At 68.4% G+C, this 26,595-nt stretch carries 26 protein-coding genes; 15 read left to right on the plus strand and 11 right to left on the minus strand.

The window, feature by feature from the left end:
* Nucleotides 1-193 precede the first annotated feature (193 nt).
* The 5 genes from VV02_RS04435 to VV02_RS04455 are packed head-to-tail and all read left to right on the plus strand — an operon-like array spanning nt 194 to nt 6,985.
* Nucleotides 194-1,174 carry an ABC transporter permease gene (locus tag VV02_RS04435; protein WP_052590161.1) on the plus strand — a complete coding sequence of 327 codons (981 nt, stop codon included), beginning with the start codon at nt 194-196 and terminating at the stop codon, nt 1,172-1,174.
* Nucleotides 1,164-2,066: a carbohydrate ABC transporter permease gene (locus VV02_RS04440; RefSeq protein WP_052590162.1), complete on the plus strand. Its 903-nt coding sequence runs from the start codon at nt 1,164-1,166 to the stop codon at nt 2,064-2,066. The genes VV02_RS04435 and VV02_RS04440 overlap by 11 nt, the downstream gene beginning before the upstream one ends.
* 17 nt (nt 2,067-2,083) lie before the next feature.
* Entirely contained in the window at nt 2,084-3,745 is a 1,662-nt protein-coding gene (locus VV02_RS04445) for an extracellular solute-binding protein (protein ID WP_157063270.1), read from the plus strand.
* Nucleotides 3,742-5,556: an RICIN domain-containing protein gene (locus VV02_RS04450; RefSeq protein WP_052590164.1), complete on the plus strand. Its 1,815-nt coding sequence runs from the start codon at nt 3,742-3,744 to the stop codon at nt 5,554-5,556. Before VV02_RS04445 ends, VV02_RS04450 begins: the two co-directional genes overlap by 4 nt.
* Nucleotides 5,557-5,608: 52 nt before the next feature.
* Nucleotides 5,609-6,985, plus strand: coding sequence for a hypothetical protein (locus VV02_RS04455; RefSeq protein WP_052590165.1), 1,377 nt, complete (start codon nt 5,609-5,611; stop codon nt 6,983-6,985).
* Here VV02_RS04455 and VV02_RS04460 read toward each other — a convergent pair.
* From VV02_RS04460 to VV02_RS04470, 3 genes are read right to left on the minus strand one after another with little or no spacing between them, the layout of a single operon-like run.
* Complete coding sequence (locus tag VV02_RS04460) at nt 6,976-7,800, minus strand: ankyrin repeat domain-containing protein (RefSeq protein WP_052590166.1); 825 nt, start codon at nt 7,798-7,800, stop codon at nt 6,976-6,978. The genes VV02_RS04455 and VV02_RS04460 overlap by 10 nt on opposite strands.
* Before the next feature lie 8 nt (nt 7,801-7,808).
* A complete protein-coding gene (locus VV02_RS04465) occupies nt 7,809-8,498 on the minus strand; it encodes a histidine phosphatase family protein (protein ID WP_083449904.1) in 690 nt (229 codons plus the stop codon).
* A 39-nt stretch (nt 8,499-8,537) separates the two neighbouring features.
* Complete coding sequence (locus VV02_RS04470) at nt 8,538-8,912, minus strand: winged helix-turn-helix transcriptional regulator (RefSeq protein ID WP_052590168.1); 375 nt, start codon at nt 8,910-8,912, stop codon at nt 8,538-8,540.
* Nucleotides 8,913-9,014: 102 nt separating this feature from the next.
* Between VV02_RS04470 and VV02_RS04475 the strand changes: the two genes are divergently transcribed.
* Complete coding sequence (locus VV02_RS04475; protein ID WP_052590169.1) at nt 9,015-9,872, plus strand: SDR family oxidoreductase; 858 nt, start codon at nt 9,015-9,017, stop codon at nt 9,870-9,872.
* Between the two features lie 68 nt (nt 9,873-9,940).
* Nucleotides 9,941-10,294: a VOC family protein gene (locus VV02_RS04480; protein WP_052590170.1), complete on the plus strand. Its 354-nt coding sequence runs from the start codon at nt 9,941-9,943 to the stop codon at nt 10,292-10,294.
* A gap of 6 nt (nt 10,295-10,300) precedes the next feature.
* Here the strand turns inward: VV02_RS04480 and VV02_RS04485 are convergent, their stop codons facing one another.
* From VV02_RS04485 to VV02_RS04510, 6 genes are all read right to left on the minus strand, one after another.
* A complete protein-coding gene (locus VV02_RS04485) occupies nt 10,301-10,867 on the minus strand; it encodes a GNAT family N-acetyltransferase (RefSeq protein ID WP_169787638.1) in 567 nt (188 codons plus the stop codon).
* Between the two features lie 63 nt (nt 10,868-10,930).
* Nucleotides 10,931-11,410, minus strand: coding sequence for a DnaJ family domain-containing protein (locus VV02_RS04490; RefSeq protein ID WP_083449905.1), 480 nt, complete (start codon nt 11,408-11,410; stop codon nt 10,931-10,933).
* 23 nt (nt 11,411-11,433) lie between these two features.
* Complete coding sequence (locus tag VV02_RS04495) at nt 11,434-11,673, minus strand: hypothetical protein (RefSeq protein ID WP_052590171.1); 240 nt, start codon at nt 11,671-11,673, stop codon at nt 11,434-11,436.
* 82 nt (nt 11,674-11,755) lie between these two features.
* Complete coding sequence (locus VV02_RS04500) at nt 11,756-12,667, minus strand: SMP-30/gluconolactonase/LRE family protein (RefSeq protein WP_052590172.1); 912 nt, start codon at nt 12,665-12,667, stop codon at nt 11,756-11,758.
* Nucleotides 12,668-12,703: 36 nt separating this feature from the next.
* Entirely contained in the window at nt 12,704-13,927 is a 1,224-nt protein-coding gene (locus VV02_RS04505) for a fatty acid desaturase family protein (RefSeq protein ID WP_052590173.1), read from the minus strand.
* A 57-nt stretch (nt 13,928-13,984) separates the two neighbouring features.
* Nucleotides 13,985-15,043 (minus strand): ferredoxin reductase, encoded by a 1,059-nt coding sequence (locus VV02_RS04510; RefSeq protein WP_052590174.1) that lies wholly within the window; start codon nt 15,041-15,043, stop codon nt 13,985-13,987.
* 179 nt (nt 15,044-15,222) lie between these two features.
* Between VV02_RS04510 and VV02_RS04515 the strand changes: the two genes are divergently transcribed.
* The 4 genes from VV02_RS04515 (at nt 15,223) to VV02_RS04530 (ending at nt 19,598) form a co-directional block, all read left to right on the plus strand.
* Nucleotides 15,223-16,353, plus strand: a complete 1,131-nt coding sequence (locus VV02_RS04515; protein ID WP_245632995.1) for a PucR family transcriptional regulator — start codon at nt 15,223-15,225, stop codon at nt 16,351-16,353.
* A 213-nt stretch (nt 16,354-16,566) separates the two neighbouring features.
* On the plus strand, nt 16,567-17,505 hold the full coding sequence (locus VV02_RS04520) for an SGNH/GDSL hydrolase family protein (RefSeq protein ID WP_052590176.1): 939 nt from the start codon (nt 16,567-16,569) through the stop codon (nt 17,503-17,505).
* A gap of 48 nt (nt 17,506-17,553) precedes the next feature.
* Entirely contained in the window at nt 17,554-18,489 is a 936-nt protein-coding gene (locus VV02_RS04525; protein WP_052590177.1) for an SGNH/GDSL hydrolase family protein, read from the plus strand.
* An 80-nt stretch (nt 18,490-18,569) separates the two neighbouring features.
* Complete coding sequence (locus VV02_RS04530) at nt 18,570-19,598, plus strand: SGNH/GDSL hydrolase family protein (RefSeq protein WP_052590178.1); 1,029 nt, start codon at nt 18,570-18,572, stop codon at nt 19,596-19,598.
* Nucleotides 19,599-19,753: 155 nt separating this feature from the next.
* Here VV02_RS04530 and VV02_RS04535 read toward each other — a convergent pair whose 3' ends face one another.
* Nucleotides 19,754-20,212 carry a hypothetical protein gene (locus VV02_RS04535; protein ID WP_052590179.1) on the minus strand — a complete coding sequence of 153 codons (459 nt, stop codon included), beginning with the start codon at nt 20,210-20,212 and terminating at the stop codon, nt 19,754-19,756.
* A gap of 103 nt (nt 20,213-20,315) precedes the next feature.
* Nucleotides 20,316-23,219 carry an AfsR/SARP family transcriptional regulator gene (locus VV02_RS04540; protein ID WP_052590180.1) on the minus strand — a complete coding sequence of 968 codons (2,904 nt, stop codon included), beginning with the start codon at nt 23,217-23,219 and terminating at the stop codon, nt 20,316-20,318.
* A 252-nt stretch (nt 23,220-23,471) separates the two neighbouring features.
* Between VV02_RS04540 and VV02_RS04545 the strand changes: the two genes are divergently transcribed.
* From VV02_RS04545 to VV02_RS04560, 4 genes are all read left to right on the plus strand, one after another.
* The gene (locus VV02_RS04545; protein ID WP_245632996.1) at nt 23,472-24,023 is read left to right on the plus strand and encodes an RNA 2'-phosphotransferase; all 552 of its coding nucleotides are present in this window, start codon (nt 23,472-23,474) and stop codon (nt 24,021-24,023) included.
* Nucleotides 24,024-24,130: 107 nt separating this feature from the next.
* Complete coding sequence (locus VV02_RS04550) at nt 24,131-25,570, plus strand: alpha/beta fold hydrolase (protein ID WP_052590181.1); 1,440 nt, start codon at nt 24,131-24,133, stop codon at nt 25,568-25,570.
* Nucleotides 25,554-26,078, plus strand: coding sequence for an RNA polymerase sigma factor (locus VV02_RS04555; protein WP_052590182.1), 525 nt, complete (start codon nt 25,554-25,556; stop codon nt 26,076-26,078). Before VV02_RS04550 ends, VV02_RS04555 begins: the two co-directional genes overlap by 17 nt.
* Nucleotides 26,075-26,533, plus strand: coding sequence for an SRPBCC family protein (locus VV02_RS04560; protein WP_157063271.1), 459 nt, complete (start codon nt 26,075-26,077; stop codon nt 26,531-26,533). The genes VV02_RS04555 and VV02_RS04560 overlap by 4 nt, the downstream gene beginning before the upstream one ends.
* The last annotated feature ends 62 nt before the right edge of the window (nt 26,534-26,595 follow it).

Here is a 26,595-nt window from a genome sequence, read left to right on the forward strand (position 1 = left end):
GGCAAGCGGCCCCTTGGCGCGTCCCTCGCGGGGCCGCTTGACCTGACACCGGGCCAAGCGGCCCCTTCGCATGTCCCCGTCGCACGACCTTCTTGTTCCAATCACTGGTGCTATGAAAGCAACGCTGCTATAAAAGCAACACGCAAGTTGCCCTAGCAGCAAGCGAGCCGAGAACAAGGAGGTTCTTCGGATCATGGCGACCTCGATGCAGCAAGCTCACGCATCCGCCCTCCGGGCGGCGCCAGTAGCGGCCCGCCGCACGGTGAGTCTGCGCAGCAAGCTGGCCCGCGACCGATCGCTCCTCGTGATGGTCGCGCCGGCAGTCATCCTGCTGCTGACGTTCACTTACATCCCGCTGCTCGGCAACGTCGTCGCGTTCATGGACTTCGTGCCTTACCTGCCATTGTCCGAGTCGCCATGGGTCGGCACCGCCAACTTCCAGGCGATGTTCGAGGATCCAGCGTTCTGGAACGCCACGTGGAACACGTTGCAGATCAACGGCCTTCAGCTGATCTTCTCGTTCCCGATCCCGCTGATGCTGGCCCTGCTGCTGCACAGCGTGCTCTCGCCGGTGATCCGCGGCGTCGTCCAGTCGGTGATCTATCTGCCGCACTTCCTGTCCTGGGTCATCGTCGTCGCGATGTTCCAACAGACCCTTGGTGGCACGGGAGCTGTGACGGACGTACTGCGTTCGATGACAGGCGAATCCGTCAATCTGATGACGAACCCGGGCACGTTCAAAGCCCTCATCGTCGCGCAGGGAGTGTGGAAGGACGCCGGCTGGGGAACAATCCTCTTCCTTGCCGCGCTCACCGCGATCGACTACTCGTTGTATGAGTCAGCGGCCGTCGATGGAGCCGGCGGGATGCGTCGCTTCTGGCACATCACCTTGCCGGGCATCCGCCCGATCATCGTGCTGCTGCTCATCCTTCAGCTCGGCCAGTCCCTGACAGTTGGCTTCGAGCAGATCCTGCTCCAGCGGGACGCGGTCGGCGCGGAGAGCGCGGAAGTCCTCGACACGTACGTCTACTTCCACGGCGTGGTCGACGGCGACTGGAGCATCGGCGTCGCGGCCGGGCTGCTCAAGGGAGTCGTTGGTCTCGTCCTCATCCTGGCCGCCAACAAGCTCGCCCACAGCCTGGGCGAGCAGGGGGTGTACTCCCGTGACAACTAGCTCTGTCCGCGCCAGGCCCATCTGGGCTGACGCGCCTTCGCCCGCCCTTCGAGTGCTGAAGGCCGTGGCCCTGACGGTCGTCGTCGCCGTCATCGCCTTCCCGTTCCTGGTCGTGGTCTCCACGAGTCTGGCCTCCGAGCAGCAGCTCGTGGCCAACGGCGGCTACGTGCTGTGGCCTTCGGACCCATCGTTCGACGCCTACCGCCAGGTGCTGGGCGGTGGCGCGGTCTCCCGAGCCGTCATCGTGAGTGTCGCAGTGACCGTCATCGGCACGGCAATCTCTTTGGGCGCAACGGTTCTCGCGGCTTACGCGCTGAGCCAGCGACGCCTCGTCGGCAAGCGACTCCTGCTCGGGGTGGTGCTGCTGACGTTCCTCATCAGCCCCGGGATCATCCCGCTGTATCTCATGGTCAAGCAGCTCGGCCTGCTCAACAACTACGCCGCGCTCATCCTGCCGACGGCGATCAGCGCGTTCAACATCGTCATCATGCGGGGCTTCTTCATGACGATCCCGCGTGAGCTGCTCGACAGCGCGATGCTCGACGGCGCCGGCCACTGGACGATGCTGCGCCGCATCGTGCTCCCGCTGTCCAAAGCTGTCACCGCTGTCGTCGGCATGTTTTACGCGGTCGGCTACTGGAACTCCTTCTTCAACGCCTTGCTCTATCTCAACGACTCGGCGAAGTGGCCCCTCCAGCTGGTCCTGCGGACGTACGTCCTCCAGGGCTCTCCCATTGCCAAGGAGGCCGGCGCGTCGGCGGATGTCCTGCCTCCCACGCAGGCCCTTCAGATGGCGGTCGTGGTCATCGCGATCGTCCCCATCGCCTGCGTCTACCCGTTCCTGCAGAAGCACTTCAAGACCGGTGTCCTGACCGGCGCCGTCAAGGGCTGACACCGAGAGGACTCATGATGCCCACCAACCTCACCGAACCCTTCTCACGACGGACCTTCCTCACGGCTGCAGCAGCGGCCGCGTTCGCGGGCCCGCTCCTGTCCGGGTGCTCGTCCTCGTCCAGCCCGGGCGGCAAGAGCGGCTCCGGCAGCAAGGTTGCGATGCCCACCCATGTGCCGTTCAACGGCGTCCCACCCGACCTGCCCGGAGACATCGCAAAGGGAATCAACCCCGGCTACCTCTCCTATCCGGCCGAGCACGTCAAGACCGTCCACGGCAAGGTGGGCAGCGGCGGTGCGTTCCGGGTCTTCGTGACGTCCTTCAGCCCGCCCCCTCCACCCAAGGCGCAGAACTCGTACTGGCAGGCGATCAACGCTGCTCTCGGCGTCGACCTCAAGCCCACCTTGGTCCCGCAGGAGTTCCCCACCAAGCTCGCGGCGATGTTGTCCAGCGGGGACATCCCGGACCTCGTGACCATGTACCTCGCAGATGCCCAGTCGGTGCGGCGGTTCGAGACCGTGGCCCGGTCCCGGTTCGCCAACCTCAGCGAGCACCTGTCCGGCGACGCCGTGAAGAAATACCCGAATCTCGCTCGCCTCGCACCGGATTCGTGGTCCTCCACCCTGATCGACGGCGAGATCTACAGCACCCCGACCCTGCGTATCCCGACTGGCCAGGTGCTCTACCTACGCGACGACCGCGTCAAGGCGGCGGGCGCCGATCCGAACCCCACATCGATCGCGGAGTTTGAGCAGCTGTGCAAGGCGCTCAGCGATCCCGGCAAGAAGCGTTGGGCGCTGGCCAATCCCGACTCGGTCTGGAACGCCGCGACCATCTATCCGTTGTTCGGAGTCCCCAACGGATGGCGCCTCAACCCCGACGGCTCACTGACCAAGGACTACGAGACCGAGGAGTGGCAGGAGGCCGTCGCCTTCATGGCGAAGACCTGGAAGGCCGGCTACTGGCACCCGAACAGCCCGACTATGAGCGATGCGGACGGGGACACGTTCTTCGAGAACGGCTCCGTGGCGATGCGCCAGGACTCCGTCGTGCGGTACGCCATCCGCGGCAAGGTCGGTTTCCTGCCCTCGATCATGAAACCGTTCAGCGCGGACGGCGGGACGGTGACAACGTACGAGGGCTCGGTCACCGACTTCGTGACCTTCGTCAAGAAGGGCTCGAAGGCGCGGGTCGAGGAGAGCCTGCGCATCCTGAACTGGCTCAACGCACCGTTCGGGAGCGAGGAGTACTTCCTGCGCGCGTACGGCGTCGCGGGCAAGGACCACACCCTGGCCGGCGGGCAGCCCAAGCTCAGCGAGACAGGGACGTCCGAGGTGCAGAGCCTGTCGCTGCGATTCGTCGGTGGTGGGCCGGACGTTCTCTACGCCTCGAACGGCAACACTCCGATGGTCAAGACGATGCACGCGTACCAGACGGCCGTCTCGCCGTCACGGGTGAAGAACCCGACCACGGGCCTCTACTCGGAGGCGGCCAGCACCAGCGGGACGATCACGCAGCAGGTCACCGACACCATCAACGACGTTGTCCTGGGCCGTAAGCCGGCGAGCGCGCTCAAGGCAGCCGTTGCCGCGTGGAAGAAGAACGGCGGCGACAAAGTCCGTGCCGACTACGAGAAGGCCATCGCAGAGCGCACGTCCGGAAAGAAGGCCACATCATGACCGCGCACACCCGTCATCCCCGTCTCGCGCTGACCGCTGCGGCGGCGCTCGGATTGAGCTCCATGGCCGCCGCAGCCTCGGCAGACACCGCGCCGGCAGGCACGACGACATACACCGTGACGACGTCCACGCCGGTGCCTTACAAGTACGCCGTGGACACGCCCGCCGCGTCCTACATCGACAAGGACGGAAGCTTCTGGTTCCAGCAGTCGGCTGCCCTCTACGCGGCGAAGGACGTGCGGTTCTGGGACTTCTACTCGGGTGGCGACTTCGATACCGCGAAGCGGTCGGCGACCAGTGACGCCAAGGACCCGGCGAACCCGCTGGATGCGAACAACGACACGACCTGGCGCTGCAACAACAGCCCGACCGGCGTGGAGTCGACGTACGCCCCTGACACCTCGTACTACTCGCAACGCAACTTCTGCGACCTCGTCGGTGTGTGGGTCGACCCGGACACCGGTGACTGGCGCGGCATCGTGCACAACGAGTTCACGCCGCAGCCCTTCGGTGACGGTCTGCACTACGACTCACTCGACTGGGCGATCTCGACCGACCAGGGCAAGACGTGGCAGATCAGGGACCACATCATCACGTCGCCCTACAGCACGAAACGCGGTGATACGACTGCGTTTCCGCACGAGACGTACCACTTCGGCGATGGCGATCCGAGGCTGTACGTCGACACGGCCTCGGGCTACTTCTACCTGTTCTACAGCTCGCACATCGTCAACAAGGGCGGCACGGGTGACAGCAGCCAGGGGCTGACCGAGCACGTGGCACGCGCGCCGATGTCCGGCAAGCTCGCGACCGGCTCGTGGAAGAAGTACCACAACGGATCCTGGGACTCGCCCGGCGTCGGGGGAGCGGAGAGCTCACTGGTCTCGACCTCAACCAACAAGCAGGGCTACATCGCTGCGGCCAAGGACTACGACCCGTCACGGCCAGGCACGGTGTCCGCGCAACAGCAGGCGGGCACCATCCCAGCCCGCTCGGACCTGCTCAACATGAACATCGCGTGGAATGCCTATCTGGGGGAGTACGTCGCCACGCCGTCTCCCGATTCCGGTCGCGGGCCGCTCGACATCTTCGGCACCAAGGACCTCGCGACCCAGAAGTGGCACCGGATCGGGGACACGGGCCCGGGCTATCAGCAGCAGTCCTGGTACCGGTGGCTCGTCGACCCGATCAACAAGACCAGCGAGAACGTCGTCGGCAAGTCGTTCCGCAGCTACTGCGTTGTCTCGTGCAACAGCGGATACGCCGAATACACAACGGTGACAGTTGATTCCAGCGCACCGGCCAAGTCGCCGATCCGCACGGACAAGCCCTACCTGTTGCAGACCGCCAAGAACCAGGTCCTGATCCAGGCCCCGACCGGGACGGGCACGACGACCAACTCCGGGACGACCCACAACACCCGCGCTGGTTGGACGTTCACGGCCACCGGCGACGGCGCGTACACGATCAGTAACAAGGCCTCCGGGCTCGCGCTGACGGCGTCAGGGTCAGGCGACGCCGGACGTGCCTGGGGCGCCAAGCCCACGGTCACCGCGATCGGCGACAGCGGTCCGTCGGCAGCGCAGCAGTGGTTCGTCCAGCGTGTGGTGACGACGCCGACGAACAGTGGATCCACCACTCCCACAGACCGATTCGTCCTCGTCAACCGCTACAGCGGCCTCGCCCTGAGCCTGGCGAGCGCGACCGGAGCCGACACCACACCCGTACGGGCCTGGACCAACACGACCGGCAACCCCGTCGGAGGGACGCGCACCGGCGGCGACCAACAGCTCGCGTTCATCCGATGGTGAGCGTGCAGACCGCCAATACACCTGACACCACAAGCAATTCGAAGAGGACGATATGAGTACGACAAGCCTACCCTCCGTCATCAGCGGCGTTGTTCCCCACCTGGGTGTCAAGGCTGACCACGTTCCCCGCAGCGAGACCGGGATCGGCGCGCTGATGCCGTGGGCCGACCGGCTGTGGATGGTCACCTATGTCGCGCACACCAGCAACACCGGTGGCGGCACGGGGTTGTTCACGATCGACGACGACCTGGTCATGACGAAGCACCCCGAGAGCGTCGTGGGCACCTACGCGAACCGTCTGGTGCACGCCGAGACCGACCAGCTCTTCATCGGACCGCACGCGATCGACGCCAAGGGCGAGGTCACCACGATCCCGGCGCTGGCCAAGCACCGCCTCACGGCGACAGCCCGACACCTCACCGACCCGGCCAACAAGGTCTATGTCCTGGGCATGGAGGGTGAGTTCTTCGAGCTCGACGTGCACACCTACGAGGTGACGCAGCTGTTCGACCTGCTCGAGGTCCTCGACATCAACGACGCCCCTCACTTCAAGGACATGTACACCCGGCACGGCCGCGTGGTGGTCGCCAACAACGCGTACTACCCCAAGGACTTCGAGCGCGGCTTCAGTGACGGCCGGCTCGCCGAGTGGGACGGCACGACCTGGCGTGTCCTGAGCAAGACCCAGTGGAACACCCTGTCCAGCGCCAACGGCATGAGCGAGGCGATGTACGCCGTGGGTCAGGACCGCGCGTCCGCGCTGTTCCATGTCTACCTGCCCGAGACGGGGTGGAAGGTCTACCGGCTCCCGAAGTCGACGCACACTCAGGACCACGCGTGGACCACGGAGTGGCCGCGTATCCGTGAGGTCGAGTCCGAGCGCCTGCTGATGGACGCGAGCGGGATGTTCTACGAGCTGCCCTCACTGGCGTACGGCAATGCGGTCTGGGGGATTCGGCCGATCGCCTCGCACCTGAGGATCGTCGGCGACTTCTGCTCCTGGAACGGTCTGCTCGTGCTCGCCGGCGACCAGAACACACCGATCCACGACGCGAATCCCGTTGCAGGACAACCACAAGCGGGCCTGTGGTTCGGCAAGACTGACGACCTGTGGTCGTGGGGCAAGCCGCAGGGCTGGGGCGGTCCGTGGTGGGAGACGGACGTCGAGGCGGACGTGCCGTCTGACCCGTTCCTGATGACGGGCTTCGAGCACAAGTGCCTGCACCTCAGCCACGACGCCGACACCGATGTGGCCGTGCACATCGAGGTCGATTTCAAGGGCACCGGCGAGTTCCGTCGCTACCAGACCGTCACCGTGGGCGCCAAGGGCTACGAGGCCTTCATCTTCCCGGCCGGCTTCAGCGCCCACTGGGTCCGGCTCGTGCCGTCAGTGTCCTGCCAGGCGACGGGCCAGTTGGTCTACACCTGATCCCGCGGACGGAGGATGTGCTCGACGTCATCGTGGCCGTGGCCCGCGCCGACCTGCTCGCGCTGATGCCGGCACCAGTCCAGCGGCGTGCCGTTGAACCGGGTGTCGCGGCGCGTCGGATCGGCGCCGTGGCGGAGCAGCCGTCGCACGCTGTCCGCTTGTCCGGAGTAGGCGGCCTCGTGCAGCGCCGTGGAGCCGTCGCGGTCGACTCCGTCGACCGGTGTGGAGGCGGCGACCAGCTCATCGATGATGTCGAGTCGCCCGCGAGCGGCGGCCATCCGCAGCGCGGCGACCCGGTCCTCCTCTGGCGTGTCAGGAGTCAGGACGTCGGCGAGGTCACCGTCGACCGCGGCCTGTACGAGATCGCGGGCTCCGGCGGCGAGCAGCACCTCGGCGACGTCGGTCATCCCGAAGACCGCGGCATGCCGCAGGGCCGTGCCGCCGGGGACGCCACCGGCGTTCGCCGCGGCGGTGGCGTTCAGGTCGGCGCCCGCGTCGATGAGGATCTGCGCGACCTCGGCGTCGCCGTAGCTGGCGGCCGTCATCAGCGGCGTCTCCCGGTCCACCAAGTCGCCCTCCACGGGTGCGCCCGCGTCGAGCAGGGCTTGCGCGATGGCGCCGGTGCCAGGGACATCTCGCCACACGCCACGCGAGGTGTCGTAGCGCAGCATGGCGACATATCCGAGCGGGCTCGCTCCTAGGGGATGGTCGGACGCCGGCGAGATTCTGCGGGAGGCGAGCTCGGGGTGCTCGGCGAGCAGGTCGACGAGCCGCTGCACATCGAGGCTGTCGAGCGTCGCTCGCACATCAGACATGTCGGTGATCAGCGCTGGCTGGCCATGTCGTACGCGTCGAGATGCCCAATCTCGTTGTAGGTCAACAGTTGTGGCCCACGCCGGTCGACCACGACGCGGCTGACGCCGGTGTTGACGCCGCTGAACGCGAAGTGCTTCCAGGCCGTCATGTCGCCGTCGGCTAGCAACCGTGCGGCGACCCGGCTGATGCAGCCGACGGACGTGACGACCAGCTGACGGCTGTGCTGCTGCTCCAGCACCCGATCGAGAGCCGCGTCCACGCGCTCGCGGAACGAGGTGAACGTCTCGGCGTACTCCTCGTCGTGCTCGCCGGAGGACCAGCGCTCCATGGCTGCCTCGAACATCTCCTCGAACGCCGCGCGCGGCCGCAGTGTGCGCACCATGTCGGCCTTGAGCACGATGAGGTGCCGGTACGCCGGTTTGTAGCCCTTGATGACCGCCTCATGGTCCAGCTCGTTCCAGTCGGCGTCGGTCTCGAGGTCGTGCTCCCACCCGGCGCCGACGGCGATCTCGGCGAGCGTCTGCTGGTGGCGCTTCATGCTGCCGCAGACGATCCTGTCCGGGACCCATCCGCGCCGGCCGAGGTCCTCGCCGAGCAGCCGTGCCTGGCGGCGCCCCAGACCGGAGAGCTGGTCGTAGTCGCTCTTGCCGAACGATGCCTGCCCATGACGCACCAGCAGCACCGTCTGTGGCTCCATGGCTGAACTATGGCACTTGAGTCCGACCCACGGCCCGCGTCAGGCCGTTGCGTCGGCCACGATCTCGGGGGCGTGCTCCACGACCCACACCATGAGGGGCGTCAGGTGCGCCGTGAGCTCGAGCCCGCGCGGCGTCAGTGAGTACTCGACGTGCGGGGGTACGACCGGATGCGCGTCGCGGTGCACGAAACCGTCCTTGGCCAGGATCTGGAGCGTCTGGGCCAGCATCTTCTCGCTCACGCCTTCCGCGCGGCGTCGCAGCACGCTCCAGCGCACGGGCTCACCGTCGCTGAGCGCGAGCAGCACGAGCAGACCCCACTTTGACATCACGTGATCCATGACGACACGGCTCGGGCATCCGGCCTCGAACACCGCGTTGGGGAAGTACTTCTCCAGCGGGGTACTTACTTTCATATCCGTACCTTACTTCAAAGTGGGTACTAACTATTGGGAAGCGCTTGGAGTCATGGGTCGTTCGACATCGATGACAGCAGTCACCACCTGGAAGGAACCCTCATGACCATCCTCGTCACCGGTGCGACCGGCCACCTCGGAGCCCTCGCGATCACCGAGCTGATTGACCGTGGCACTCCTGCGTCCGAGATCGCGGCCCTCGTACGCGACCCCGCCAAGGCGAGCGAGCTCACCGCACTCGGCGTCGACGTACGCGTCGGCTCGTACGACGATCCGGCCACTCTCGACGTCGCGCTCAAGGGCATCGACCGCGTTCTGCTCGTGTCAGGTAGCGAGATCGGCCGCCGAGTCCCACAGCACCAGAACGTCATCGACGCGGCCGTTCGCGCCGGCGTCTCGCTCGTCGCCTACACCAGTGCACCCCGTGCTGATGTCTCGCCGCTGGAACTGGCGAAGGAGCACTGGGCGACCGAGCAGGCCCTCGCCGCCTCGGGCCTGCCGCACGTCGTGCTGCGCAACAGCTGGTACCTGGAGAACTACACCAACCAGATCGCCACCCACGTGGAGCATGGCGCCGTCCTCGGTGCGGCAGGCGACGGCCGCGTCTCGGCTGCGGCACAGGCTGACTACGCGGCAGCCGCGGCGGTCGTCGTCGCCGAGGACGGCCACGCCGGTCAGGTCTACGAGCTGGGTGGCGACACCGCGTTCACGCTGACCGAGTACGCCGCCGAGGTCGCGTCGGCAGCCGACGCCCCGGTCGAGTACCGCGACCTGACACCCACCGACTACGCCGCCGCGCTGGTCTCCGCCGGCCTTCCGGAGCCGTACGCCGAGATCCTCGCCGACAGCGACGCGGGTCTCAAGGAGGGCGCGCTCCTGGTCGAGACAGGGGACCTCAGCCGGCTCATCGGGCGGCCGACCCGGAGCCTGGCAGAGGCCGTACGGATCGCCGCCGCCTGAGCGACGAAGGCTGAGTGTGACCGAGGCACCGCGCCAAGAATCGGCGCGGTGCCTGCACACTGGGCGGCATGGAACACGTGCTCGGAATCGGCGGCTACTTCTTTCGTGCTGGGGACCCTGCCGCCCTCAGCGAGTGGTACCGCGACGCTCTTGGCCTGGACGTCGATGCGAACGGCCTGTGGCAGCAGGAGTCCGGGCCGACCGTGTTCGCGACGTTCGAGTCCGAGACCGACTACTTCGGGTCACGCACTCAGCAGTCGATGCTCAACTTCCGGGTCCGTGACCTGGACTCGATGCTGTCGCAGCTGCGAGCCAAGGGAGCGCAGGTGGCGCCGGAATCGCAGGACATGGAGGGCATCGGTCGGTTCGGCTGGGTCACCGATCCCGAGGGCAACCGGATCGAGCTCTGGCAGCCCGCCTGACTAGGGTCAGCGCGCCGCCCACTCCTCGGCGAGGATGCCGTACGTGTAGCCGTCGATCCAGCCGAGCTCGGCGTGCCAGGAGTCGCGGACGCCGTGCTGCTCGCGCCGCATCCCGATCTTCTCCAGCACTCGCACAGAGGCGAGGTTGTCGGCGAAGCAGCCCGCCGTGACCCGACGCAGCCCGAGCTCGCCGAAGGCCAGCGCGACCATCGACGTCGCGGCCTCAGTGGCGTAGCCGCGGCCGGCGACGCCGGGATGGAAGATGTAGCCGATCTGCCCCTCCGAACGCTCGGACGGTCCACCGGGCTGGCCCATGCCGTCGATGACTCCCAGACCGCAGTCGCCGATCACTCGGCCGTCGAGCTCGACCACCGCTGAGTGGTCGTACGGGTCGTTGATCGCGCGCAGCCACCTGTCGCGATACTGCACGGGATCGACGTCCGTCTTGATGAGCCATCGAGTGACGGCTGGCAGCGCGCGGATCGCAAGCAGCGGGCCGATGTCCTCGGGTCGTGCAGGTCGGAGGGTCAGTCGTTCGGTCTTGCGTGGCCAGGTCACCAGGGGGGATGTCACCCCATGTGAATAGCAAGGTGAGGTGTACGGCCACAAGCGGGTTTCGTACGTCTGCGCAGGTTTTCAGGTCCGCGGGCGCCAGAGCTGCCACCAGTGCCGGCGAATGAGCGGCGGCTGCGGCGGCGGTGGTCCGGCGGCTATTCGCGCGGTGCGCTCGGCTCTGAGGGTCCGCCACTGGGCGATCAGGTCATCGACGTCGACACCGGCCGTGATCGGGCGGGACAGCCGGCCGAACGTCGGCTGCAGGTTCTCGTAGCGGACCCGGCGGTTGTAGTCCTCGAGCACGGTGCGCACCGACGCCTCGGTCGCGAGGTCGAGGAGCGTCTCCGGGAAGGACTGCCGTTCCTTGCGCAGTGCCAGCGCAGGCGGGAGGACGGTCGAGGTGTCGATGCCTTCGCGCTGGACCCACCGCTTGACCCACCAGTCCGGGTCGTTGGGATCGCCCAGGTCTAGGGGCTTGCCCGTGCCCGGCAGATCATCGAAGTCGCCGCGGTCCTGAGCCTCCCGGATGATCCGGTCGATCTCGCCTTCCCGATAACCCATGCACCTCCAGTATCGCGCGGGTGTCAGACGGCGCGGACCTGCCCGTCGTCACCGACGAGCAGCCGGATGGTCTGACTCGCCGGCGTCGGCAACGCGCTCGGGCTGTACGCGCCGGAGACGGCCATGGGTACGCCGCTCGCGGGTCTGAGGGTCTGCTTGGCGACTCCCGCGGCGGCCGCGTCGGCGGCAGGGAGCGAGCCGACGCCGAGTACGGCGACACCGGCGACGGAAAGGGTGGCTGCGAGGGCTCGGCGTGTATTCATGGACACAGCGTCGACCGGGCGGCTATGGCCTGCCTGTGCGCTCCCTGTCCTCAGAGAGTCAGGTCCTGAGGGAGTCAGGTCCTCAAGGAGTCAGCCGAGTGACCGTGCCGAGGAAGCTGGTGACATAGAGCGACCCGGCGTCCCAGCCGGGCCCGGAACCGAAAGCGACGGACGAGCTGGTCGGCAGCCCTGAGGCGATGGTGCAGCTGGTGCCCGTGTCCGGATCGACCCGCACGATCTTGCCCGCGAGGTTCAGCGCCACGTAGACCTGGCCGTCGGCGCCGACGGTGAGATCGTCGGCCGAGTTCAGCGGTCCGATGCCAGGGAGGGTGGCGACGGTCGGCGGGGCGTCCGGTCGACGTACGTCCACACCCGAGATGGTCGTGGTCGGGTTGAACGTGGAGGCGACATAGAGGCGGTGCCGCGAGGCGTCGTACGCCAGGCCGTTGGTCGAGGAGATGCTCGGCGCGTACGTCGACAGCTCGCCGGACGGCGCGACGCGCGTCATCGTGGTGCTCAGACCGAGGTCGCGGGAGACGACGAAGGTGCCGTCGGGCAGTCGCTCGAGGCCGTTCGGCTGCGTGAGGCCGGAAGCCGTCGTACGCACGGCGCCGGTGTCGAGGTCGAGCGCCTGGATCGTGCCGTCCTTCAGGCCGAGTACGCCGGACGAGGCGCTGTTGCCTGTCGCGAAGTATGCGGTCCGGCCGTCGACGACGATCCCGCCCGGGCCGGTCACGTTGCTCACGGCCGTGGTGCTGGCGCCGCCGGCGGACACGCGCTTGATCGCGCCGCCTGGCCCGAGCAGCGTCTGCGACGAGAGCAGCAGGCCGCCGCGACCGTCGAAGGCGAGGTTCTCGAGCACACCGAGCCCGCTCGCCACGGTGCTCTTGGACCAGGTCGGGCATGCAGGCTCGGCGGCGCTCGCTGCCGACGGGACGGCGAGGCCGAGGCCGGCCGTGATCGCGAGGGCGGTGGCCAGCGGACGCAGCGTCATGGCGCCACCATCCCAGAAGAACGGTGCTGGCGGGTCCTAGCGCGCGAATGCCGCCCGCAGCGAGGCGACCGGACGCTTGCGGTCGAAGTCGTCCGGCAGCGCCAGTGAGCAGATGCGCTGCCAGGTCGACGCGAGCTGCAGGCCCATCGGCCCGGTCGTGTAGGGCAGGCCGTAGCGACGGCAGATGTCGCGCACCTTGGGAGCGATCTTGATGTAGTGGTTGGACGGAATGTCCGGGAACAGGTGGTGCTCGATCTGGTGGGACAGGTTGCCCGTCAGGATGTGGAAGAGCGGGCTGCCGGACATGTTGGCCGAGCCCAGCATCTGCCGTACGTACCAGTCGCCGCGGGTCTCGCCGTCGATCATCTCTTCGGTGAAGTAGTCGACCCCGTCGGGGAAGTGACCGCAGAAGATCACCGAGTGCGCCCACACGTTGCGGATCGCATTGGCAGCCACGGCACCCCCGAGCGCGCGCCGCCCGGAGCCGGTCAGCATGGCGACGGCGGGCAGCGCGATGTGCTCCTTGACGACCATCTTGGCCGCCTTCTGCTTGAGCGCGGCCAGGTCGTCGTTGAACTGCTCGCGCGACTTGTAGCCCGCCTTGACCATGTCCCACTCGAGGTCGTACGACGCAATGCCCCACTCGAAGACGAACGAGAGCGCGAAGTTGACGATCGGGTTGGCGATGTCCCGCTTCTGCCAGGGCTGGTCCTCGCTGACACGCAGGATGTTGTAGCCCACGTCGCGGTCCTTGCCGAGGACGTTGGTCCACGTGTGGTGCAGGTCGTTGTGCGTGTGCTGCCAGCCGCGGGCCGGCGCCACGAAGTCCCACTCGTAGGTCGTGGAGTGGATGTCGGGGTCGCGCATCCAGTCCCACTGGCCGTGCAGGACGTTGTGGCCGATCTCCATGTTGTCCAGGATCTTGCCGAGCGCGACCATGCCGGTGCCGGCGATCCACGCGGGCTTGTAGCGGCTGAAGCAGAGCGCCACTCGGCCGCCGAACTCCAGGCTCTTCTGGATCTTGATCATCCGCCGGATGTACGCCGCGTCACGGGCTCCGCGGGAGCCGATCACCTCGTCCCGGATCGCGTCGAGCTCGGCGCCGAGCCGGCGTACGTCCTCGTCGGACAGGTGCGCAGCGGCGGGCGGTCGCTCCAGGAGGCTGCCCTCCGTGGGCAGGACTCCGGTGCGGCGAGTGGTCGGCGCAGTGTGGCTGCGCAGCGTCGGCTGGGCCTTGGTCTCTTCGGTGGTGAGGGTCATGGGCTCCTCCTGGGGGTTGGTGGGAGCGGTTGGTGAACGGCGGTCAACCCTGTGGGGCTAGACGTCGAGGTGGACAGGTCCGGCGGGTGCCGAGATACAGGTCTGGATGAGGTCGCCCTCGTCGGAGCGGATCTCGCCGGTGCGCAGGTCCTTGACCTGGCCGGCGCGCAGCGGCACGAGGCAGCTGCGGCAGATGCCCATGCGACAGCCGTGCGGCATGAGCACACCGGCCTCCTCGCCGATCTCGAGCAGGGTCGTGGACGACCCGTCTGCGTCGGCCTCCTTGTCGGACTTCTCGAAGACCACCCGCCCGCCGGTGCCGCTGGCGTCCGTGAGCAGGGCGGTCTCGAAGCGCTCGACACTGAGCGCGTCCTCGACGTGGTGCTGGCGCCACATCAGTGTGGCGTCGTCGAGCAGCTCGGCCGGGCCGCAGACATAGGTCTTGCGGGACCGCCAGTCCGGGCAGAGCTGCTCGAGGTCTGTGGGGGTGGTGAAGTCGATGCGCCCGTCGGTGCCGGTGTGCCGGTGGACGACGTGGAAGCCGTCGTGGTCGGCGTCGAGCATCGCCAGCTCGGAGCGGAAGAGGGTGTCCTCCGGCGTGCGAGAGGAGTGGATCAGCACGACGTCAGCGTCTGCGCGGCGCGGCAGCAGGGTGCGGATCATCGACATGACAGGAGTGATACCCGAGCCGGCTGTGAGCATCAGGAGAGGTCGCGGCCCGGTCGGGAGCAGGAAGTCACCCTGCGGAGGCGCCAGGAAGACGATGTCGCCGACCTTGGTGTGCTCGACGAGATGGCGTGAGACCCGGCCGACCGACGTCACGGTGATGGCGGGATCCTGCCCGGCAGGTGCCGACAACGAGTAGGAGCGCCACTGGCGTACGCCGTCGATCTCGACGCCGATCCGCGCGTACTGACCGGCTTCGTGCGCCTGCCAGCCGTGGCCGGGGCGGAACGCGATCGTCACGCTGCCAGCGCACTCCGGGGTCACTGAAGTGACCACACCACGTAGCTGACGCGCGGACGACAGCGGGTTGACCAGCCGCAGAAAGTCCTGGGGTCGAGCGGGTGTGGTGAACACCGACGCTGCGGACAGCGCGAAGGAACGTGCACCCACATCTCCAGTGTGATTGGCGCGATTGATCTAAATCTGCTGCCCAGACCTACAATCGAGATCCAGAATCTATCCCCACGCGAGCAAAGTTCCCGATCATGGTTAGTGATACCTCACTTCTTGGCGATCCACCCCCATGGGCCTCACTGCCGACGGAGGTCTCCTCGGCGATCCGTCCACATGTGATCGAGATCGTGGAGCAGATCATCCTGGCCATTCAGCGCGACGTGCCGGCGTACTCACGTCCGCTGGAGGGAGACTTCGGCGCCGCCGTACGGCAAGGGGTCGAGGTCGCGCTGAGCCGTCTCCTGCTCGAGCTGCCGGGTCGGCAGGAGCCCGCGCTGACGCGGTCGGACCGGGTCGTCTACCAACAGCTCGGCAGAGGTGAGGCGCGCACCGGCCGGCCCCTGGAGGCGCTGCTGTCGGCCTACCGGATCGGGGCTCGAGTGGCGTTCCGGACCACCTCGCGAGTAGCGGTCGAGGAGGGCCTGGACCCGACCGTGCTGCTGCCGCTGGGCGAGTCGATCTTCGTCTACGTCGACGAGCTGTCCGCGACGAGCGTCGAGGCCTTCGCTGACGAGCAGTTCCGGCAAGTGGGCGAACGTGATCGCCGGCGTGGAGCGTTGCTGGAGCTCATGGTCTCCGGCCGGGCCGATGAGGCCGAGCTGCGCACCCAGGCCGCGTCGGCGGAGTGGGTCATCCCGAGCGAGATCATCGTCGCGGTCGTCCCGCTCGACGACGCCGACGGCCTGCGCATCGCGCTGGGTGAGCGTGCTCTCGTACGCCTGCGCGCCGAGCATGCGGTCGCGGTCATCCCGGCGCCGGTCGGCAAACGTAGCCGGACCGACATCGACAAGGCGCTCGGCGGCCGGCGCGCCTGGGTCGGCCCGGTCCGCAGCTGGACCCGCGCTGCCGACTCGTTGCGGGCGGCGCTCGCGGGGATCGAGCTCGAGCCGGACGCGTTGGGGCGGGAGTCGGGCTCGCACGGGCGGGAGACGGGCGCGCGCTGGGTGCAGGACCACCTCGCGACGCTGGTCATGGGAGCCGACCGCGAGCTGATGGGAGACCTCGCTCGGCTGCGGCTCGCGCCGCTGGACGGGCTGCGCGACAGCCAGCGGCAGCGACTGGCTGAGACGCTGTTCGCGTGGCTGCGCCACCAGGGCGAGCGCAACAAGGTGGCCGCCGAGCTGCACATCCACCCGCAGACGGTCGGCTACCGCGTCGCTCAGCTGCGCGAGGTCTTCGGCGACCTGCTCGATGACCCGCAGGGGCGGTTCGAGCTCGAGATGGTGCTGCGCGCCGGCCACCGCTGACCTGTGCGTCGGCACTGTGCACTGCCCCGCCAGGTGGGGCAGTGCACAGTCTGCTGCGACCCCCATCGAGCTGCCGGAGTTTGCACGTGCAAAACGACTCCCATCCTCGAAGGTGCCTCTCCTCCAGGAGAGCCACCTTCGAGGAAGAGAGTCACCTTGGGGCCGCCGGTCGCGATCTGACCCGGCGTCGGTGCGGGCCGACATGCTTGAGCCATGTCGGTTCTCGTCGCGCTGGGTGACTCGTACGCCGCTGGTGCCGGGGCAGGTGATCCCGGACCGGACAACGCGTGCCTCCGCAGCCCCGCGGCCTACGCGATCCAGGTGGCGCGCGCCCTCGGCGTGGATGTCGCGATGCATGCCTGCCAGGGCGCCAACATCATCGACGTCTCGCGGGGCCAGCTCCAGGCGCTCACCGCGCAGACCTCGCTCGTCACGCTGACCGTCGGCGGCAACGACCTCGGCTTCTCGGACGTGCTGACCGAGTGCGCCAAGCCGGCCTGGATGGGTGACAGCGACCCGGTCATCGACAAGGCGCTCGGAGTGCTGCGCACCCAGGTCCCGCAACGCCTCACCGATCTGTACGGCGAGGTGTCGGCTCGGGCGCCGCAGGCCAAGGTGGTCGTCGCGGGCTACCCGCGGCTGTTCGCCGGCCTGGACTGCAACCTGCTCACGTTCTTCAGCGAGCACGAGATGACGCGGCTCAACGCGGCGGCGGATGAGGTGGCGGCCACGATCGCGCATGCCATCGCGGGCACGCGCTTCGAATTCGTTGACGTGAGAAGGACTTTCGAAGGTCATGCGGTCTGTGAGCCGGACGCGTGGATCCGTGGCGTCTCGGATCCCATCACGGTCTCGTTCCATCCCGACACAGCCGGGCACGCGGCGTACGCCCGCCGGGTCATCGAGGCGTTCGGTGGCGGGCGGGCGGTCGCGGCACCCCGGGAGCCGCAGATCGCGCACGGGCCTTCGACCGGCAACCGAGACGCGGTCCTGCGGCTACCCGACCTGCGCAGCGACGAGAGCCTGGACGGTGCTCGCCGGCACGGGTTGGATCCCGACGAGGTGGCCGATCTGGCGGGGCGCGTACCGGACGACGACGCCGCCTGCGATCGGCTCGCCGAGCTGGATCGCCAGGTGCGGGAGCGCGGCTGACCGACGGTCGGGTGGCACAGCCGCAAGCCCGTCGGACATGCTGGAGTCATGCCTGCCTACGTCGCGCTGGGGGACTCCTATGCAGCGGGCGCGGGTGCCGGGACGCCGCTGAACGCGTGCTTCCGCTCCGTCGCCGGCTATCCCGTGCAGATCGCTCGCGTGCTCGAACGCGACGTCAGCCTGCAAGCCTGTCGGGGCGCGACGGTCGCGGATGTCCGGGCGGTGCAGCTGGCAGCACTGGACTCCTCGACCCGCCTCGTCACCCTGACGGTCGGCGGCAACGACCTCGACTTCACCGATGTGCTCACCGAGTGCGCCAAACCCACGTGGATGACGCAGAGCAAGGAACGCGTCGAGGCCGCGCTCACCTTCGTCCAGACCGAGCTCCGCACGATGCTGACCGATCTGTACGCCGAGGTGCGGGCTCTCGCTCCGCGCGCGGACGTCGTCGTCACCGGCTACCCGCGGCTGTTCGCCGGCAAGGACTGCAACCTGGCGACATTCCTCAACGACCATGACATGCAGCGGATGAACGACATCGCGGACGAGCTCGCGGCCGTCATCGGCGCGGCCGCCGCCTCGTCGGGTGCGCAGTTCGTCGATGTGCGTGAGGTCTTCCTCGGGCACGCGGTGTGCGAGGAGGACGAGTGGCTGCGTGGGATGTCCCGGCCGCGCGAGGTGTCGTACCACCCCAACACCGCCGGCCACTCGGCGTACGCGTTGCAGATCGCCGAGGCGCTCGGGGCGTCGTACGCCGACGCCACGGAGTCGACGCGCGAACCCGTCATCGAGCAAGGTCCGCCGAGCGGATCCAAGGAAGCGGTGTTCGCGCCGCCGGACCTGTTCAGCGCCGAAAGCATGGAGGGCGCACGGCAGTGGGGCCTGGACGCCGACGAGCTGGCAGCGCTCGCGGAACGCACCGAGGACCGGGAAGCGTACGAACGCCTTTGGGAGATGGACGAATTCGTTCGGGCGCGTCGCTGACCATTTCTTGACGGTGTATTGACCTGTTGGGCAGTTAACACTGGTTGTTGCGTTGCCCTCCGCAAGAGGACCTTTCTCGTATGACGAGACGATCTCTCTTGCGTGGTCTGGTGATGGCTGGATCCGCAGCGCTGACGGTGGGCTTGATCCCGACCGCCGGCGCTGCAGCCGGCTCGTACGTCGCCCTCGGCGACTCCTACTCGGCGGGTGTCGGTACCCGCGCGAAGGTCGACAGCTGTTATCGGTCGACCTACGGGTACCCCGCGCTCGTGGCATCCCGCTACGGGCTCGCCCTCAGCTACCAGGCCTGCAGCGGAGCACGGACCGCTGACGTCGCAGCCAACCAGGTGGGTGCGCTAAATACCGGGACGACCCACGTCTCGATGACGATCGGCGGCAACGACGTCGGGTTCGCCGACGTGCTGACCGAGTGCGCGCAGCCGGGCTGGATGAGCGACTGTTCGGGCGCGATCGCCGGTGGTCGGGCGATCCTGCGGGACCAGCTCCCGGGCCGGTACGACTCGCTGTTCTCGACGATCCGGTCGAAGGCACCCAACGCCAAGGTGGTGGTCGGTGGCTACCCGTTGATCTTCAACGGCGAGGACTGCAACGCGCTGACGTTCTTCAGTCCGGACGAGGAGGCGAGCCTCAACTCGGCCACCAACGACCTGGACAGCCTGATCCAGAGTAAGTCGACGGCCAGCGGGTTCACGTTCGCTGACGCGCGAGGGTTGTTCGGCGGGCACGCCGTGTGCGACAGCCCCGAGTGGATCAACGGACTCAGCAACCCGATCGAGGAGTCCTACCACCCCAACCGGGACGGCAACGTCGGCTACGCCAAGATCTTCGGGCCGGCACTGACCGGCACGCCGTACTTGGCTCCGACTGCGGCTCCACGCAAGGAGTCGACGGCCGTACACACTCGTCAGGCTGCGGACTCGGTGCTGAGGATGCGCCTGGACACACCCGCCAACCTGTCGAAGGCAGCTGCTGCAGGCGTGTCTCCCCAGGAGGTCAAGCGGCTGAACGGCCAACTGCGGTCTATGGATTCGCGGGTGGTGGCTCGCGCGCTCGCTGCGCTCAGGGCGCTCGACCGCCAGTCGCGCTGACCCTCGCCGAGAGGCAAACCTCAACCACGAGAGGCACACCCGATGGGTGTGCCTCTCGTGCGTTCGGTATGCCTCTCGACCGAAAGGTGGGCCGCAGGTCACGCCTTGGGGGGAGGAAGCGTGACCTGCGGCCCGGGGAGGGGCGGTTCAGGGGGTCAGCCGCAGTTGGCGAAGTCCCAGCGGCCGCCTGCGGCATGCGCGGTGCCAGTGGGAGCGGCGATGTCAGCCCAGTAGGCGACGCACTTGCCGCCGGCCTTGACCTTGATGGCTGCGAAGTGCTCGTAGGCCTTCCAGTCCTGGTGGAAGCTGCTCTCGCCCTCGATGGCTATGCGTGCGAGCGTCTTGGACGCTGTGCCGTGGTAGCTCGTCTTCACCGTCACGACGCAGTTCTCGCGCGTCGAGGCGTTGTAGGTGAGGTAGACGTCGCCCCACTTCGCCCCGGTCGGGGTGGTGACGGCGCGGTGGCCGTCGGTCACGGTCTTGAAACCGGAGCCACAGCCGGCCGCGATGGCCTCGCTGGCCGTGTGTGCTTCGGCAGGCTGCAGGACACCGATGCCAGCAGCGAGCGTGCCAACAGCGATGGCCGCGATACCCAGTCGGGCGATGGTCTTCATGAGGTTCCCCCGTCGTCAGAGTGCGTTGATGTGGCAACTCTGATGAAGACCCATAGCGATCGGCTACATGCTCGCTACATCGCCGGGTCGAACCCTTGAGTCCTCAGAGGTCGAGGGAGATCAGCTGGGTCTGGACCTCGGCGGCTTCCTGGTCGGCGCCGACCGACTGCCACAGCCGCATCGTGCGCATCCAGTGCCGGCGAGCGCCGTCGGCGTTGCCGCCCTTGGCCTCCAGCTCGCCGAGCAGCTGCTGACACCGGGCCTCGTCCGAGGGTGCACTGTTGCGCCGGAAGATCGCGCCGGCGCGGGTGAGCGCGGCGACGGCCTTCGGGCGCTCGCCGAGGTCGACGTGGATCCGACCGACATGCAGCAGGGTGTACGCCACACAGCGATCGTCGTCGAGGTCGACGAAGATCGCGAGGGCGCGACTCAGGTGGTCCAGTGCCGTCATCGACTCACCCAGAGCGTGGTGCAGCTGGCTCAGCTCGCGCATGATCACCGCCTCGCGGTGCTGGTCGCCGATCGCCCGGCAGCCGGCGAGCGCTTCTTCGAACGCGACCGTCGCCTCGGCGTGCCGGTCCAGGGCGAGGAGCAGTACGCCTGCCGCGCTGGACAGCTGGGCGGCGAGGTGGTGCTCCTTGGCCGCTCGGGCGACGGCGAGGGCCTCACGACCGGTCTCGAGCGCCTCGTCGTACCGGCCCTGCTGACGGGCGACCGATGCCCCTCCGGCAAGGGCGAGCGCTTCCCCGAGGGGGTAGCCGACCTGACGGAACAGGTCGAGCGCGCGTGACATCTGCGAGGCAGCGGCGTCGAACTCCACACGATAGATGTCGACCTGTCCGAGCCCGTGCCGCAGCACGCCCTCGCCCAAGCGGTCACCGCCGACCCGGCTGAGGGCGAGCTGGTGGCTGCGCCGCCAATCCTCGTGCAGCGCGCGATGGTCGTAGAACGGAGCGGCCGAGGCCGCGAGCTCCCATGCCAGGTCGGGCAGATCCCACTCGGTCGCGAGGCGCACTGCGCCCATCAACGCCTCGCGCTCGGTGTCGAACCAGGGCAGCGGGTCCTCGACCAGCCGTCGTACGACGGGCTCGGGCAGGGTGCGACGAGGTGCCGTGCCGCGGGGCGGCCGGAACAGGCTGGGCGGCATGTTCTGGGTGGCCGCCTCGAGCAAGCCGAGCCAGGTCGCCAGCAGACGACCGATCGCCGCCCTGACCTCGGCCGGCGGCTGGCCTGCTGCCGACTCCGCAGCGCACGCTCGGAGGAGGTCGTGCATCTGGTAGCGCGGCTCGTCGTTCGCGTCGGACACGATCGGCCGGACCAGGTTGGCGTCGACGAGGGCGTCGAGCACGGAGTCCGCGTTGTCCCGATCCAGCAGGGGCGCGAGAACCCACTCAGGCAGCGTGGGCGTACCGAGCAGACCGAGGAGGCCGAAGGCGCGTACGGCTTCGGGCGCCAGCAGGTCCAGGCTGAGGTCGACGCTGGCGCGGACGCCGAGGTCACCCAGCTGGAGCTCGCTGAGCCGCCGGGTCTCGTCCTCGAGGCGGTTGCGCAGCACGCCGAGCGACCAGGTCGGGCGCCCGAGCAGCTTGCCGCCGGCGATCCGGATGGCGAGTGGCAGGTGTCCGCACAGCCGGGCGATGGCTTCGGCGTGCTGAGGCTCGCGGGCCACCCGCTCGCTGCCGACGATGCAGCCGAGCAGGTCGTACGCCTCGGCGGCGCTCAGCTCGCGCAGCTCGATGCGGCGTGCGCCGGGCAGCCCGGTCAGTACCTGCCGACTCGTCACGACGAGCGCGCACTGGCCGTCGGGCGGCAGCAGCCACCGGACCTGTTCGACGGTCGCGGCCGAGTCGAGCAGGATCAGCATCCGACGCTCGGCGAGCAGGGACCGGTAGAGCGCGGCTCTGGACTGCAACCCGCTGGGTACGGCTGAACCCGTCACTCCCAGCGTGCGCAGGATGTCCGCGAGCAGCTCGTTGAGCTCCTCGGTCGTGCTGGAGCTGCCCGACAGGTCGAGGTAGAGCTGCCCGTCCGGGAAGGTCTTGGCGGCCATCCGTGCCGCGCGTACGCCGAGGGCCGACTTGCCGGTGCCGGGAGCGCCGTGTACGACGACGACGGTTGGCGGACCGTCCGGTGCGCGTTGGGTCAAGGCGGCGACCAGCTCGTCGACATGGTCGGTACGCCCGGTGAAGTCCTCGATGTCGGCCGGCAGCTGGTGCACGGGAGTGGGTTGGACGGGGCCCTGGACCACGGTCTCCGGGACCAGGAGCTCGTGGTCGCCGGCGAGGATGCGCTGGTGCACGTCCTGCAGGGCCGGGCCCGGCTCGGCACCCAGCTCGTTGATCAGCAGCCGGCGGGTCTGCCGGAACTCCTCCAGCGCTTCGGCCTGGCGGCCGCTGCGGTAGAGCGCCACCATCAGCTGGCGTCGGGCACGCTCGCGGGTCGGGTTCTGGTCGATGTGGCGGCGCAGCTCGGTGATGACCACGGCGTGCCGTCCGCACTCCAGGTCGGCGTCGATACGGGACTCGAGGGCCCCGAGCCGCCGCTCGGCCAGCCGGTCGGCCTCCGCTTCTACGGTCTCGGACGTGGGTACGCCGCACAGAGCCGGTCCGCGCCACAGGCTCAGGGCCTCGCTCAGGATCTCGGCTGCTCGAGCCGGATCACCCGCCGCGAGGATGCCGCGACCCTCTGCCTCACGGGCCTCGAAGACGGCCGCGTCCAGGTCGTCCTCGCCGAGCCGCAGCCGGTAGCCCGGCGCCACGGTCTGCACCTGGCTGCCGTCGCGGTCGTCGAGCAGCTTGCGCAGCCGCATGATGTAGCCGTGCACCTGGGTCGTGGCGCTCTTGGGCGGGGTGTCACCCCACAGCGCGAGGCTCAGGTGGTCGATGGACACGACCTCGCCCGCGTGCACGAGCAGGGTGGCCAGCGCAACTGCGCCCTTCGATGTGCCGACGCTGCGCCAGCCTGAACTGTCGAGAACCTCAAGAGTGCCCAGTATCCGGAATCGCACGGCCGTGATCGTCCCCCTGTCCTGCCTCGATCTGCGTCCTTCAGTGTATGGATCGATTCGGACGGGACCGGGGTTTGCGGCAATGGCCATCCGACGCCCGCGGTAGACCTTGTGAACGAGCCCTGCGAACGGCATCCCAGAGCCGACTCTCCTCAATCGGTCGCCTCCGCCGGTCGTTCGTGGTGTTGACTCCGACCGGGCTCAGGGAGTCTCGCCAGAAGGACCATCAGGTGCGTGGCAGGAGGAAGTGACGTGACGATCAGCGACGTTGATCTGAGTCGCGCGGTCTCTCACGCGCTGCGCCACGAGCCGTGGCTCTACGAGCTTGAGCTGGACGATGAGGGCTGGGCGTCGGTCGACCAGCTGCTCGGTGCGCTTCGTGAGGAAGGCGGCGACTGGGAGTCGGTTGACCGCGCCGCGCTGAAGCGGATGCTCACGACAGCAGCTAAACGGCGACATGAGATTGATGGTGATCGCATTCGAGCGCTCTACGGGCACTCTGTGCCCGGTCGCATTCAGCGACGCCCGGCGACTCCGCCTCCGCGCTTGTTCCACGGGACGGCGCCGGAGACCTGGGCGGTGATTCAGGTGGAGGGGCTGCTGGCCATGGGACGGCAGTTCGTGCACCTGTCGGTGGACCGCGAAACGGCCGTGATGGTCGGTCGACGCAAGTGTGCCGTCCCGGTCGTCTTGGTCATCGATGCCGCCGCCGCGGCTGCGGCTGGAACCGTATTCCACCAGGGCAACGAGCTGGTGTGGCTCACCGATCACGTCCCGGCGCGGTTCGTCGAAGGCGCGCAGTAGCCAGCTGGCTTTGCGGCGAGCCCGGTCGCCTGGTGCCGGCTGTTCGTGCCCGGAGCCCTTTGCGAAGTTGTGGGGAACGTTCGGGCGGCCTGCGGCCTCCTCCAGGCATGACAACGATCTCGCCCGCCGCGCCGGCTGTCCGAACCGCTACCTCGCCGCAGCGCACCCTGCCTCGGTCCGCGCTCTTCATCGCATCCGTGCTCGCGCTCGACGGGTTGTGTCACGCGGTCTGGGCGACCGGGCTGACCTGGCCGGCGAGCGACGAGCATCACCTATCGCTCGCCGTACTCGGGTTCGCGACGTCGTTCGGGCCGGGTGTCGTCCTGCCGCTGGCGGCGCTGCTCTGGACGGCCGCGGGCCTGGTGGTCGCGCGAGGTTGGTTGGGTCGTGACCACCGGTTCGGGTGGCTGTGGCAGCTCGCGACGCTGGCGGTGACCATCGGCGTGGCCACCCGAGCGGCGTTCGGCGTGGTCTGGGCAGTCGTCGGGTTTGGCGCGATGCCAACGGTTTTCGCGTGGATCAACGCCCTGGCTTACACACCGCTCTGCATGGTGATGGCCGTCTGCGGGTGGCGACTTCTTGGAGCCGGCCGCGCGGGGAGGCGCGTGTGGGGCAGGGCGGTAGCGGCCGTCGTACCGGCCCTGCTCGTGTGCGGAACCCTCACTGCTGCTTACGGATTCCCTCCGAAGACGCAGCCGTACGACCCTCAGCGGGCGCTCGGTGCGGTGGAGTCACGGTACGTCGAGACGCCGGTCGCGCGGTTCCACTACCTCAAGGAGGGCTCGGGTACGCCGGTCGTGCTGCTCTCCCCGGGCGCGTCCTGGGTGAACTCCTGGCTGCCGCAGCTGGAGGCGCTCAAGGCGACGCACACGGTCTATGTGGTCGACCTCCCTGGGCAAGGTTTCACCTCACTGAAGGACCACGACTTCGCCTTCACCCTCGATGGGATGACCGGTGCGGTGGACTCGTTTCTCGACGCTGTTGGCGTGAAAAGCGCTGCGCTTGCTGGTAACTCGTGGAGTGGCGGATGGGCGACGGCATACGCGCAGCGTCATCCGGAGAGAGTCAGCAGCCTGATGCTCCTCGCTCCGACTGTGCTCGATGAGCCCGATCCGACCAGCTGGGAGATGCTCAAGCTGCCCGTGGTTGGGCGCGCGCTGACCAACCTGACGGTCGGGTCGCGCAGCATGACGGAGTCCGCCGTGCGCGCGCTCTTCGTGCACCGCGAGCGGGCCGCGCCGGAGCTGGTCGACGGCTTCTGGGCGGCTGGGACGCGGCCCGACAACGTGCGCTCGATGTACGAGCTGGAGGCGGGACTCGACTGGTCCGTCACCGAGCGGGCGCTGCCGCGTACGACGCAGCCGACGCTGGTGATCTGGGGGCGGCAGGACACGGTGGTGCCGGTCGCGCAGGCACGCGAGCTCGGCGTACGGCTCCCGCAGGCTCAGGTGCACGTGCTCGACCAGTGCGGCCACGCCCTCACGCTCGACTGCCCGGACCAGGTCGATGCGCTGATGACAGGATTCCTGCGTGCTCGACAGCAGTGATCCACGGTGGGTCGACCCGGACGTCGTCCGGGCCGCTCAGCGTGGGGACACCCTGGCGCTGAACGAGGTGCTGGACCGGCTCACGCCCTACGTCGAGCGGGTGTGCGGTCCGATCGCGCTCGACAGCGGCTCGGACGCCGCGCAGGACACGCTCATCGCGGTGATGCGCGCGCTGCCGACGCTGCGTGACCCGGTCGCGCTGGTGGGGTGGGTGCGAGCGATCGCGGTGCGCGAGGCCGTACGCCACGCTCGCCGGGACGCACGCCACCGCGGGTCGTCGGACGACCTGCTGGAGCGGGTGCCGGCGCCAGGGGACCCGACGCTGGCGGCCGACGTACGAGACGTCCTGGAGCGACTGACGCCCGAGCATCGAGCGGTGCTGGTCCTGCGGGACCTCGAAGGATTCGATGAGGCGGCGACGGCCGAGGTGCTCAACCTGCCCGAAGGCACGATCAAGTCACGACTGCACCGCGCGCGAGGCCGGTTCAGGAAGGAGTGGGGATCATGACGAACTGGCCTGTGGCAGAACTGAACTCGGTCCAGCGACTGCGTGCGCTGGCAGCTGGAGTGAGCGGCGCGATCGTGCTCGAACGTGTCGTGGACGCCGGCGTCGATGACGTGTGGGCGATCCTGGCGGACTTCGAGCACGGCTTCACGATGGTGCAGCCGGACATGCGCTCGGTGGAGATCGAGGCCCGTGACGGTGACTCCGTGACGCTGGTCGCGCGTAGTCACTACGGCATGCGCGCTCGGCTGCGTGGGATCGCCCGGCCCGGCTACTGCTGGCTGCAGAGCCGCTTCCTGGTGATCGCGATGGCTGCGGCGCCCGAGCCTGGCGGGGGCACACGCGTGGCGCTCACGGGAGGCGTCCGCGTGCCCGGTCGCGCGGCCATCGTGCCGGTCGGCGTACGACGTGAGCTGCGCGTCTCCCTGGACCGTCTCGAGGGCCTGCTCGGCACCTGACCCGCGACCAGGCGAGGGCTTAGGCGAGGATGGAGGAGCCGGCGACTCGAAGGAGCCACTAC

It is taken from the genome of Luteipulveratus mongoliensis (assembly GCF_001190945.1).
GTDB classification, from domain to species: domain Bacteria; phylum Actinomycetota; class Actinomycetes; order Actinomycetales; family Dermatophilaceae; genus Luteipulveratus; species Luteipulveratus mongoliensis.